Origin of the sequence: [Scytonema hofmanni] UTEX 2349 (assembly GCF_000582685.1) — a bacterium.
Taxonomy (GTDB): Bacteria; Cyanobacteriota; Cyanobacteriia; order Cyanobacteriales; family Nostocaceae; genus Hassallia; species Hassallia hofmanni.
This window is the reverse complement of sequence record NZ_KK073769.1, coordinates 1,183,362-1,195,945: the sequence shown is the minus strand read 5'-3', so window position 1 is coordinate 1,195,945 and position 12,584 is coordinate 1,183,362. Positions and strand designations below refer to the sequence as shown.

The window sequence follows — 12,584 nt, the reverse complement described above, 5'->3', positions numbered from 1 at the left end:
TGGGATGAATGCATTCTCAAGGTTATTCATTCATTCTTTAACTGTAAACTGTCTCCCTCACAAGTAAAGGTTTTAGTGGTAGAATCACCTTTATCAAAATTCACAATAAAAAAATCCTTCTTTTCCAATTTATACTCTTTCCGTTCTTTCCCACCTGGTGGATAAAAAAGAGTAAGATCATCAGAAATATAATCAAAATCTCTAGATACCGTATATTTTTGACGTCTCATTTTTCCTTCTTTCAATTCATACTTATCATCAACAGTAGAAGCATATAAAAATATATCAGTATCTTTTTTTGCACTTATTATAATTGGGAATTTTTGCTCAGAATCAAGTTTGACCCAACCTCGAGTTTCCTGTATATCATTTAAAGCAGTGAAATTAATTGCAATCTTGATAGGTGTACGACATTTATTATGCATATTAATAATTTTAGTAAAATTACCTGAATCTTTTTCTAAATTTAAATTTTCAGCCTTATGTTTGTAATACCTATCTTCGGCTTTTTCTTGTTTTGTTGCCAATGTTCCTATATTTGTTTTGTACATTTCAGTATCTTGTTGTACTAGTGCCTTATTCTTTTCTGTTAGCTGTGTCTCTCTATTTGCATTCCAAGTAAGTAATGAGCCAACAAGTGTTACTATCGCTCCTATTATTGCTGCCTGTATTGTAGGCTCTTGCCACCAATGTTTTGATTTATTTGAATCTGGTTTTGGATCGACGTTACTTAAATTTAGGTTGAGATTGATTGGAATTGGATTTGAATTGACTGGATTTGAATTCGGATTGACTGGATTTGAATTTGGATTGACTGTATTTGGTAAATTCGTTGGTGGAAACTGGTAAATGTCAATCTTATTAACTTCAATTTGTTGCCGTCCTAAAACAATAGTACTGTTTTCTTGCACTGGCAAATCTGTACCGTCAACAATGTCTTGCCCGTCTACTTTAAGAGTATTTTTAGGTTGCAAACTCCTAATAAAAAATTTTTTTTGTAGATCATTAAAATAGATTTCAGCATGTTCACCTGATACGCTACTGTCCTCCAGATATAGGTTACATGATCGTTGATCACGACCAATTCTAATAATGGCACCATTAAGATTATCTCTGGTAGCTTCTCTTTGAGAGATTTGCTTATTTATTAACTTGCCATTATAGTTCCATTTGAAAGTAATTCGCCACTGCTGCAAAGGAGGTGTATTCATGGTTTTGTTCTTGTAAGTCCTGATAGTATATATATAGCTAACTACAGATCTTCACAGTAGCAGAGATGGCATTATCTAGAATTTATATATCACTAATATTTGATTTATCAAAAAATACGTAGGGTGTGTTATGCTATCGCACCATTTTCAAGGGGAGGAGTGCATTACGACGTTCCGTCTAACACACCATACAATACTTAAATTTGTTCAAAAATAAAATATTAGTTTTATAGATGGTGCTTTTTGGCGCAAGTACTATAAACTTGTAAAAATTAATGAAAAAATAATTGAAAAAATTCTTAATAAGCCTTATTATGTTCCCAGATAGTCCGGCTTCAAACTATTAACAGTCGTGGTAAAGACTAATAACTGTAAAGGGTTTTTATTGACTATCCAGCGTTTGCCCTGATTTACAATCAGTGCGGAATTTACATCAATGATCGTTATAAAATACACAGTACTGTTAAATAGCAAAGTTCAACAATTATCGAGGATTTATTAATCATGCCTGTGGATCTGGAAAAAAAGGAAATGACCTCTTCAGAGGTAGCGAAGCTATGGGAAGCTTTCCAAATGTTTGACGAGGACGGCAACAGTACCATCTCAGCAGAAGAACTGGGGCAGATAATGCGTTCTTTAGGACAGAACCCCAGTGACACAGAGCTGCGCGACATGATTAAAGAGGTAGATGTTGACTTGTCAGGCAGTATCGATTTTGAAGAGTTCAAAGCGCTGATGGTGTCCCAGCAAGGCGATCGCCAGAGTCGTTTAGCGCTAGCATTCAGTGTATTTGACGAGAATGGCAGCGGTCAAATTACTGCTGACGAGATGCAAGCGGTGATGAGCCAATTTGGATTGACAGACCAAGAACTCGATGAGATTATCAAGGAAGTCGATCATGATGGCGATGCTTCAATTGACTTTGAAGAATTCTGTAAGCTAGTACCAGAAAAGTCAGAAACCGCGATCGGTTACACAGATTCACCAATTCCCGTCGTGACGCCAAAAACAACCGATAGTCCAGTCACAGCTAGCAACGATGAAGTTGCCCCCACCGAAGACACTACAGAAAAAGCAGCCACAGACATCGAGCCAGAGATTGAGCGGCTAAAAGAACAACTAGCGCAACACCCCCAAAGCGAGCAAAAGCGGGGTACGTCCCGCTTACAAATGCAGATTGGTTTATTCCGTTTGATTCAGGGAGCAGCCTACCGTTGCTTCCGCGAAAGTTTCTCTGCCAATCACGAAACCCACCTGCGGGTGAGAAACCTACCTTATAGAATTACTGATTTCGTGGAATTTGTAAAGACAGCGATCGCCCTCTATAAAGGGTTAGGTGTAGTGGAACCCGCTTGTAACCCCGTACTTGATGCAGTAGTTAAATCCCTTACAGATGAATATACCCGACTAGAAGAGCGCATCAAGAACTGGAAGACAATAGAAAAGACAACAGAGATGTTGGCAGAAGAAAAAGCGATGGTAGAAGCGCGTCGCAAATCAGCCAATGTCAAAGACAAGTTTGCAGCAGGAGTCGAGTTTGCGATCACGCTCAAGAAAAAGCATTTCAGCTTGCGTGACATCGCCGAAGGTGTCCTTGCCATCAACGAACTCAATCGACTGCGGAAGATGGAGCTGAATCAAGAAATGGCTCCACCACCAGCCAAATCAGAGGAACATCCCAAAGAGTACCTGAACAAGTGGAACCGTGTCATCCTCTCCCAAGCATCAGAGGAAGTGGATGGTGCAATGATGCCAGTAAACTATTGGTATGAAGATTTCATGCCGAAGCTGCTGGCTGCATTCAGCGTCAGCACTGCCGCAGACATACAGAGCAACACAGTACCTGACGAGGCAGCTTTGGACAATTGGTACCAGACAACTAAGGCTTCGGGGGAATTTGGCTTTTATGGGGCAGATGTTGCCGAGAACTTTGCCAAATGCACCCCAAAACAAAAGCTGATGCTCAAGCAAGCATGGCGTCTGACACACCATTATTTGAATGGAGTGCAGAAACGGCGCGAACGTCAGGAATTTGGACGGGAGTCCGGCGCACTTTCCCAGTATGTCGCATTTATTGACATATATGTAGGTCGGAGTGATATCAAGGATTCGCAAATGCGGGTGAGCTTTCCATACTATATTGGACCTGGAGTCTGGCGCTTTTTCCACACCTCTGCGGAAATTATATCTACCAAGACCGACGTACAGCAGAAAGCTCTGGTGGCAGCTTTTAAGGATTTCTTCCAACTATTTGCCACCATGTACCCCTGCCCCTATTGCCGCCATCACCTGAATATGTATGTGGTGCAGAATAAAGAGGTGGAAATGTATCCGATGGAGTATCTTCTGCTCGGACGTGACGCACAATTGACTAACTTTGAGGTGTCAATGGAGGCAAAACTCTCCACCGTAGTCGATGGCTCCTCCCTGCGCTTATTCTTTTGGAAGCTGCACAACACCGTCTCCTCTTCCATTGCTCGCTCAGAGGAATGGTATCACAAAGATGAGAAAGCTTTCTACACCACCCGCTATTGGCCCAGCCTTGATACTGAGCTGGCACGAGCTAAAGCACTTAAACATATCAGTATTGCAAGCGATCGCATCTACCGCCTTTATGGTATGCTCAAGCCAGCATCGCGGCTCGCCGGGGCGAGAACCACATTGCAAAAACTGTTGCAAAAAGGTGATTGGGAAGGCATCAAGGAAGCGTGTGTAGTTGCACAAGATTACATCAATGATTTGGAGTCGGCTGTCGAGAGCGGACAATTTTTACAAGAAACATACTGTTTTGATCCTAATCTTGTGGATAAAGCTCCCTATTTCACTCCTGAAGAAGAAGAGTTTTCCCGCAGCGGCGTTTTTGTAGAATTGACTTAATAGCCTTACATCATGTCAGTTTAATTAACAGTAATAGGCATCTGGTAGCCTTAGACGTAGAGACGTAGCAGTGCTACGTCTAATCAAGGGTTTAGGACAACGCATAATAAGCATAGCGGTCGATGTCTAATAAAAACGTCGCAACCGTCGTAAAGACGTTCCGGCGGAACGTCTTTACATTAGCTAGTTTCTACGATTAAATAGGTGTTTGAGATATTTGTTGTTAATAAGTAGTCAGACATAAAACGTGGTTATGTGCGTTTATTTTCACATCATGCGATCGCATATATTTCTGCTGGTAATATGTGACAGTTGCGTAAGTCCTGAGATTGTTTGTACAACAAGAGAGCAAAGCAATGTCGAAAAACTTGGATATCGCATGCCCTCCAGAGCAACTACCGGAAAACTACGCTTCTAGACGCAATTGACAGGGCAAACGCATCTAAAATTAAGATTTAAAGGATTGACAAAAATACTTATTTATAAAAAGTCAGAAAAATCATAATTTATTTAAATAAAAAACTCCACCCACTCTTGGGATAGAGTTAAAGTCAGTGGTCAGTGGTCAGTAGCAAAACAAATAATAACCACCCCTAGGGAAGCATAATCAAAAAGACCATCTATTATGTGATAATTGCATTTAGAATAATTTCTTTAATCTATTCATCAGAGGTAAGTTATGACTATTAACAATGATGGTTTTGAATGGCTATTTAAAGAAAAATACAGCTTTGGTAAACTTCCAAGTGGTGAAGCCTATAATGGTTACTTGAAGTCAGTTCTCATTTGTGCCAATGGTGATGGTACATTAGCCCCTGAAGAAAGAGCCTGGGTCGTTGGGCTTGCTTCTGCTTTTGGTGCACCAGACTCATTAGTGGAGGAACTCAAATCTTACAACCCATATTCCGCACCCGAATTTGTAGTACGCGGTTATAACTGAGCTACATTAATTATAAAAGAGTAAAATAATACTTAATACCCACATTTTTCTGTGTGACACGCCGTAGGGTTTCTTTCAAATCGGCGCATAACAATGTCAATAAAAGTCAACTAAGAACAATTCAAATATAAATAAGTATTTATACTTGATTCATAGATTAACTCAATGTTGACTTTGTTGATTCTGGAATATAACTGATAGTTAAGATAATAAAATTACGAAAAATAATATGATAATGCAGGGCTATAAAAGAAATAGCCGGAAAAATAAATATATAATAAAGTTAATTAATCAAGCTAAGATTGATAATATAAATGACATTCTTCCGGGAAAAGGCTAAGGATAAATTGCCTATAGTCTGTCAGATTAGATATTTCTTTTTCATTGTTTAATGCAACAAGATGGATAGATTGAAAGCATTGAAAGATCCACCTTAATGTAGGGCGCTCTGTAGGTTTACCCAATTGATTTTTTACAGTTGATTTAGATGATAATAAAGCTGCACGCATTTGCCTTTGTGCAAGAGTATAAACCAACAAACATAACGCCATTACCATTGCCAAAGCTTCTATTCTTTTTGCAGTTTTAAGAAAAATACTATCTGCGAAGAATAAAGGGTCTTTAAGGAAGCCAAACCCTCGCTCGCAACACTGTTGCGCTTTATATTCAGAAATCATTTCTGAGTTACTAAGTATGTTTTCATCTAAGATATTTGTAGCAAGAATAAAACGTCCAGCACTTTGAATTTCTGAATTGATTGCAGCATCATCTTTTAATAATGTTGCAGATACTTGATAAAAGCATTCTTGATATTTAGTTTTATCACTTAATTTTTTTTCGTGAATTTGAATATTATCTAAATGATAATATTTAAAACTTTTAGATAACTTCAATGCTGCTTTCATCGCATCTTGATGACAATTAAACTCTTCTTTCTGCAATTTTTTTAATTGCGAAATTGCACTTGTTTCTAATTTAGGGATTCTTTTTTCTAATTGACGTAGGTCAGATTTCTTTCTCGCTTCACTTTCGACTACTAACCATCTTTGTTCAACAGAAGCGTAGTTACTTCTTTTAACAACATATGAATAACCATTTATTTGACTTTTTATCAATTCTGAATCACTGATGTCTGAAACTAAGTTTTTCGCCTCAGTTATGGATAATGGTACACGAGATAACCATTTAACCCACATTCCGCACTTCATCGTGTAATACACGATGATTTCCAATATCTCGCTAATGGTGGTTAAATAGCAATCACAAATCCCCAATAATTCTCAGTATTAATACTTGACAATTGTTAGGAAATATTCTTGAATATCGATATATTAGATTTTGAAGTGCGGAATGTCGGTCAGAACCATAGTTATGGAATCGGCACAGCCCGCAATAACCGCTCCATCACACTTCTTGCTTTGCGTCCTCCCGCTGGAATCAGACGATGACAAAGAACATAAGGAGCAAGAAACTTCACATCATCGGGAATCGCATAATCACGTCCTAACAGAAAAGCGATCGCCTGAGTCGCTCGTTGCAGAGCCATTGTACCACGAGGACTGACACCAAGAGAAATTTCCTCATCTTGGCGTGTCGCCCGCACCAATTCCAAAATATACTGTTGCAATGAGCTTTCCACTCTTACTTGAGCGCAAATTTGGCGCAATTCTTGCACCTCTGCCAAAGTAATACAAGGTTGTAAATCAGCAACTTTGATATTCTTATCGACCCTTTGCAGCATCTGTAATTCTTCAGCTTCAGAAGGATAGCCCAAACTTAAGGAAAGCATAAACCGATCCATCTGTGCTTCTGGCAAGGGAAAAGTACCTTGGTATTCGATGGGGTTTTGAGTCGCAATCACAAAAAAGGGTGTAGGAACAGCGCGAGAAACACCATCTACCGTGACTTGTTGTTCTTCCATAACTTCCAGCAAAGCCGACTGAGTGCGTGGTGTAGCACGATTGATTTCATCGGCTAGCAGCACATTGGCAAATATTGGACCAGGGAGAAAGCTAAATTCGCCACTTTTTGGGTTCCAAATATTGGTACCAGTAATGTCAGTAGGTAGTAAATCTGGGGTGCATTGTAGACGTTGAAATTTGCCATCAATAGAACGAGCTAGAGACTTGGCAAGCAGGGTTTTACCGACTCCGGGGACATCTTCTAGTAAAGCGTGACCACCACCGAGTAAAGCAACTAGCACTAAGCGTATTGCTTCACTTTTGCCAACGATGGTAAGAGCCAGATTTTGTGTTAGAGCGTCAATTTTTTCTCTCATGGACTGGGGGGAATGGTTGGTTGTTGGTTGTTGGTTGTTGGTTGTTGGTTGTTGGTTGTGTACTAACCACTAACTCCTATCCACTAACCACTAACTCCTAACTCTCATTAGTATTCCCACTCAGCACTTCTTTTGCAGCAATGCAGTCAAGTTTAATTTGTGTTTTCAGATCTTCTAGAGAAGAAAATTTTTGTTCTGGTCGCAAAAATTTGGCGAGTTCCACTGTTAGATTTTTGCCGTACAAATCGCCAACCCAATCTAACAAATGTACTTCTACGGTAAGATGAGTGCCGTTTACAGTTGGGCGATCGCCTATATTCATTACGCCTTCGATGGTAGAAGTTTGGTTTTCTTCGATACAAACACGAACCGCGTAAACACCTTGACGGGGCAAAAATTTTTCTTTAGGTAATTGTAAGTTGGCAGTGGGAAAGTTAATAGTTCTGCCAATTTGTTGACCTTGGACGACAAAACCAATTAGGGTGTAGGGACGTCCTAAAAGTTGGTTTGCTAGTTCGATGTTGCCATTTGCCAAATGTTGACGAATCAGTGAAGTGCTAATACGAGCCTCCTCTAGTGTGGAAGTGACACTCTCGTCGCCTGTATGAGTTTGGATGGGAACGATGGTAACGGGAATGTTATACTTGGCGGCGAGAAATTGTAAATGCTTGGCAGTACCACTGCGCTTTTTCCCAAAACAAAAATCTTCCCCGACGCTAATTTGCTGACATTGCAATTGTTGCACGAGAATTTGTTCTACGAATTCTTCGGGAGTCAAAGCTGCTAATTCTTTGCCAAAGGGTAATAGTACCAGTTGTTCGATGCCAAGCGATCGCAACTGTTGCGCTTTTTCATCCACTGGTGTCAACAAAGCATGAGGTATCCCTGTAAAAAATTCTTGGGGATGGGGATAAAAGGTGACAACTGTTGAGTAAATGTAATTAGTATTACTTTCTTTCTCTCTATTAGCTTGTTGCAAAATTGGTGCAATTACTTTTTGATGCCCACGATGGACACCATCAAATTTGCCCAATGCAACAGCAGTAGGCGTTAAAGCCAATTTGGTGGAAGAAGCAACCCACACAGCACACCCATTTTGAGACAGATTTACCACGTCGATTCGGAACCTTTAAGCAGAAAACTCACTAACAGGAATAGATTCTGATAAGGGCATGGATATCGGAACTTGAAGTACCATTCCTTCCCGTGCCATGATCGCACCAGGAAATTGCACTGCGGCTTCTTTCCCTACACGATCCAAAAATACATCATCGTGTGCTGGATCGTGGTGGAAAATTACCAAAGTTTTGACGTTAGCTGCTTTGGCTATTTTCACAGCTTCTTGCCATGTGGAATGTCCCCAACCGATTTTCGGCAAGTTTGGCGAATGATATTCCTCGTCAGTATAAGTGGAATCATAAATGAGGATGTCGGCGTTACGAGCTAACCACATGACATTTTCATCCAACTTATCGGGAAAATGCTCAGTATCAGTAATATATACAGCCGCACCATCACGCCAATTAACTCGGTATCCTACCGCTTCACCCGGATGGTTCAGAGGTGCCGTTTCGACGATAATATCATTAATTTTGATTGGTTCTCCGGCTTTGACATTGTAAAAATCCAAATTTGCTTGCATGATTTGCAAAGGTACGGGAAAATTTGGATGCAGCATTTGGTCATTTAGCCGTTGTTCGACGGTGGAACCATCAGGAGCGATCGCACCATAAATATGAAAGTTATTTCCCCTCACAAAACCTGGGGTAAAAAAGGGAAATCCCTGCACATGATCCCAGTGCGAGTGCGTGAAAAATATATGAGCTTCTATCGGCATTTGGCGCAATAATGATTGCCCCAAAACATGCAGTCCCGTACCACCATCGAAAATTAAGCGTTTACCCCCCACTTGCATCTCAATGCAAGGGGTATTACCGCCGTAACGAACGGTATTTAGTCCTGGACTGGGGATGCTGCCGCGAACGCCCCAAAATTGTACGGTAAATTGATTCTCTATCCTAGACATGGGTGTTGCCTTGCTGCATACTTAGCGGGCGATAAAAAAAATTGTTACTTATTTTGTCCAGTTTGTGCTGTATATCCGCCCTTTGTGAGATGGGGAATTTCTTGGTAAAACAGCATACCCTTTTCAAAATTTTGCTTAATTTGGTTATCTTGCTCTTGCTTTTGATTAGAGACTGCAAGGCAAATTTCTTGACTTTTTCTGGCGTATATGTATGAGTTGTTTTCAAGAGTGCTCCTACTTTATAGCCTAAATTTTCTTGTAATGCATTTAACAAGCTTTACTAGCTCGGTTGATTTAAACTTATTCAAGTCAACTTAAATTCCCACTGAGACAATTGATTAACGCCACCTGCATAGGTGAGATTATATTGTAATGGCGTTATACTGATGTAGTTTTTACGGATAACATGCACGTCAGTCGGTACATTTTGTGGTATGTTTAAATCCGATGGCGGTTCCACATCTTCTAGAACTTCTCCGGTTAACCAGTAGTATGTTTTTCCACGCGGATCGATGCGCTTGTCAAAAACATCTACATACCGTCGCACCCCTTGACGGGTGATAGTAACTCCAGCAATTTCTGACCACTTGACGGCAGGAACGTTGACGTTAAGCAACATCAATTCTGGTAAGGGGTTTACCGATATTTGGTCTACTAAAATTTTTGCAAAGTCAGCAGCAGGTTGAAAATCTTTGCAAGTGTGACTGGTAAGACTCAGTGCCACACTGGGAATACCTTCAATTATACCCTCCATTGCGGCGGAAACAGTTCCGGAATAAAGAATTTCGGTTCCCAAATTAGCACCTTGATTAATGCCAGAAACAACCAAATCGGGGGGAGACTCCAGCAAAGCCCACAGCGCTAATTTAACACAATCGGAAGGAGTTCCATCGCAAGCCCAAGCATTGACAGCAGGATGAAACACCGATTCAATAATTTCGGCGCGAATTGGTTGGTGTAAAGTTAGTCCATGTCCGGTTGCCGATCGCTCGCGATCCGGACACACTACAGTCACATCATGACCGGCTTGTGCCAAACAATTGGCTAAAGTCCGAATCCCCAAAGCCGCAACCCCGTCATCATTGCTAATTAGTAATTTCATTAGTCTATAGTTAATAGTTAATAGTTAATAGTTAGTAGTTAAGAGACAATTGTCAATGTCCGTCGTCACAGGCAAAGAACAAAAAAACATGCTTTCCTTGGACAATAGCCTTTAAACTGGTAAAAAGAGGTTTGCTTTAACCTAACCTTTGACTCATCAATGGCATATAACTAAGGGATTAGTCTTTTAACCAATGCCCAATGCCCAATGCCCAATGCCCAATAACTGTAAGAAATGACGAATCAGCCCAGCAATTTAGAGGCTCAACTTTTAGCACTGCGAATTGAAGGAGAAAAAGCGATCGCATCTGCCGATAGCTTAGAACGCCTAGAAGAACTCCGAGTCGGCTACCTTGGGAAAAAAGGCGAATTGTCCACACTGTTGCGGAGTATGGGACAATTAAGTGCTGAAGAACGACCCTTAATTGGGGCGATCGGCAATACAGTCAAAGAAAGCCTTCAAACCAGTTTAGACAGACAACGCGCCTTTTTAGAAGCTGCTCAAATTCACGCACAGCTAGAAGCAGAAACTCTAGATGTGACAATGCCGGGAATTTACAGCCCTCAAGGACGTGTTCATCCCCTCAATGGTATTATCGACCAAGCGCTGGATATCTTTGTCGGTATGGGCTACACTGTGGCTCAAGGTCCAGAGATGGAAACAGATTACTACAATTTCGAGGCTCTGAATACTCCACCCGATCACCCAGCCCGTGATATGCAGGATACTTTCTACCTCCCAGACGGAAATCTCCTACGTACTCATACTTCCTCGGTACAAATTCGCTATATGGAAACCGAAGAACCACCGATACGGGTTATCGCTCCAGGACGAGTTTATCGACGAGATAATGTAGATGCTACCCACTCGGCAGTTTTTCATCAAATAGAACTTTTAGCAATTGACGAGGGACTAACTTTTACAGACCTCAAAGGCACTATTAAGCTGTTTTTAGAAGCAATGTTTGGGGAGTTACCAATTCGTTTCCGTGCCAGTTATTTCCCGTTTACAGAACCTTCTGCGGAAGTTGATTTGCAGTGGAATGGACGCTGGCTGGAAGTTATGGGCTGCGGTATGGTCGATCCAAATGTGCTGAAATCTGTGGGTTACGACCCAGAAGTTTATACTGGATTTGCCGCTGGTTTTGGTGTCGAACGCTTTGCGATGGTTTTACACCAAATGGATGATATTCGCCGATTATACAATAGCGATTTGCGCTTTTTGCAGCAGTTTTAGGCTGGTTGGTGGTTAGTTGATAGCTAATGTCATTGCAGGGGGACAAAATAAAAAAATTATTGGGGCGATCGCACTATTAAAAGATGCCCTACCGCTGCCAGCACTCTCAAGGTGGGGCAATTCCTTAGCTTTGCTTGGGCGAAGGAATGTGTAGCGAATTATTCCGGATTATAACTACAACCCCTAGAATCCAAATACATAGTACTACAAATGCCAGTTAAGAAACTGGGTAGATGGGAAAAATGGATGGAACCGACCATAGACCAACTGAAAGCGTTCTTTGACTTTTGCGTTCGTGCTAGCAATTTATTCCGAGATATTGCATTAGTCCGATACGATGAAAGAACAGGTAGAATTGTGATTTTGATAGGTGAAACCATCCAAGTATAAATTTTAAACAATGGGGAGAAAATTATCAGATGACTCACTATTTAAGCCTTAATGAGGCAGACTTAAGACAATACGTAATATCTCATCCCCAAGATGAGGAGGCATTTCAGTATTACTTAACTATTATGAGAGCGAAGCCTGGTGTTGTGGTCAGCACACCAGAACAGTTAGAGGCTGAACTGCAAAAGCGTATCAGTCAAGCTGGTTGATAAAAAGGCATTATTAGTATTTTGGGCTAAAGCATATTTGACTGAGCTTATCAACCCACTTTCTAATCTCACAGTTTCATTAGCTTTATTTTTGTTTCAAACTAAAACCAATCATTAAAAACATTGAAGCGTTAATAAGTGCGCTTATTAACGCCCCAATTAATTTTCCCAAAAAGGATGGACTTTCAATAAAGATAGTTATGTGCGATTCGTTCTGTCGAAATGAGTAGTAATCTCAAGGATGGCAGGCTTGGTAAATGAGGCGCAAGCCATCAGAACCATGACAACTGAATGACCATGAGGGCGCAAAACCCT

The 12,584-nt window shown here is 40.7% G+C and carries 11 protein-coding genes and 1 pseudogene; 6 read left to right on the top strand and 6 right to left on the bottom strand.

Annotation, left to right across the window (positions count from 1 at the left end):
• Window positions 1–26 precede the first annotated feature (26 nt).
• Window positions 27–1,211 carry an FHA domain-containing protein gene (locus TOL9009_RS0135525; protein WP_029638239.1) on the bottom strand — a complete coding sequence of 395 codons (1,185 nt, stop codon included), beginning with the start codon at window positions 1,209–1,211 and terminating at the stop codon, window positions 27–29.
• Window positions 1,212–1,715: 504 nt separating this feature from the next.
• On the opposite strand from TOL9009_RS0135525, the gene TOL9009_RS0135520 reads away from it, so the two are divergent.
• Window positions 1,716–4,088, top strand: a complete 2,373-nt coding sequence (locus TOL9009_RS0135520; RefSeq protein ID WP_242055482.1) for an EF-hand domain-containing protein — start codon at window positions 1,716–1,718, stop codon at window positions 4,086–4,088.
• A 679-nt stretch (window positions 4,089–4,767) separates the two neighbouring features.
• Window positions 4,768–5,028: a tellurite resistance TerB family protein gene (locus TOL9009_RS41575; protein ID WP_051503207.1), complete on the top strand. Its 261-nt coding sequence runs from the start codon at window positions 4,768–4,770 to the stop codon at window positions 5,026–5,028.
• A gap of 296 nt (window positions 5,029–5,324) precedes the next feature.
• On the opposite strand, the pseudogene TOL9009_RS41570 reads toward TOL9009_RS41575, so the two are convergent.
• From TOL9009_RS41570 to surE, 5 genes and pseudogenes are all read right to left on the bottom strand, one after another.
• Window positions 5,325–6,212: pseudogene (locus TOL9009_RS41570) on the bottom strand (IS1634 family transposase); the annotation flags it as partial.
• A gap of 185 nt (window positions 6,213–6,397) precedes the next feature.
• Window positions 6,398–7,306: an AAA family ATPase gene (locus tag TOL9009_RS0135505; RefSeq protein WP_029638235.1), complete on the bottom strand. Its 909-nt coding sequence runs from the start codon at window positions 7,304–7,306 to the stop codon at window positions 6,398–6,400.
• 97 nt (window positions 7,307–7,403) lie between these two features.
• Window positions 7,404–8,420, bottom strand: a complete 1,017-nt coding sequence (locus TOL9009_RS0135500; RefSeq protein ID WP_029638233.1) for a bifunctional riboflavin kinase/FAD synthetase — start codon at window positions 8,418–8,420, stop codon at window positions 7,404–7,406.
• Window positions 8,421–8,435: 15 nt separating this feature from the next.
• Window positions 8,436–9,332, bottom strand: coding sequence for an MBL fold metallo-hydrolase (locus TOL9009_RS0135495; RefSeq protein ID WP_029638231.1), 897 nt, complete (start codon window positions 9,330–9,332; stop codon window positions 8,436–8,438).
• A gap of 304 nt (window positions 9,333–9,636) precedes the next feature.
• Window positions 9,637–10,434 carry a 5'/3'-nucleotidase SurE gene (gene surE / locus TOL9009_RS0135485; RefSeq protein ID WP_029638227.1) on the bottom strand — a complete coding sequence of 266 codons (798 nt, stop codon included), beginning with the start codon at window positions 10,432–10,434 and terminating at the stop codon, window positions 9,637–9,639.
• A gap of 234 nt (window positions 10,435–10,668) precedes the next feature.
• Here surE and pheS point away from each other — a divergent pair, with 234 nt between their 5' ends.
• From pheS to TOL9009_RS0135470, 4 genes are read left to right on the top strand one after another with little or no spacing between them, the layout of a single operon-like run.
• Complete coding sequence (gene pheS, locus TOL9009_RS0135480; protein WP_029638225.1) at window positions 10,669–11,670, top strand: phenylalanine--tRNA ligase subunit alpha; 1,002 nt, start codon at window positions 10,669–10,671, stop codon at window positions 11,668–11,670.
• A 16-nt stretch (window positions 11,671–11,686) separates the two neighbouring features.
• Window positions 11,687–11,824 carry a hypothetical protein gene (locus TOL9009_RS48190; RefSeq protein WP_186227767.1) on the top strand — a complete coding sequence of 46 codons (138 nt, stop codon included), beginning with the start codon at window positions 11,687–11,689 and terminating at the stop codon, window positions 11,822–11,824.
• 56 nt (window positions 11,825–11,880) lie between these two features.
• Window positions 11,881–12,060 (top strand): DUF6888 family protein, encoded by a 180-nt coding sequence (locus tag TOL9009_RS46615; RefSeq protein WP_144238462.1) that lies wholly within the window; start codon window positions 11,881–11,883, stop codon window positions 12,058–12,060.
• 29 nt (window positions 12,061–12,089) lie between these two features.
• Complete coding sequence (locus TOL9009_RS0135470) at window positions 12,090–12,269, top strand: DUF6887 family protein (protein WP_029638223.1); 180 nt, start codon at window positions 12,090–12,092, stop codon at window positions 12,267–12,269.
• The last annotated feature ends 315 nt before the right edge of the window (window positions 12,270–12,584 follow it).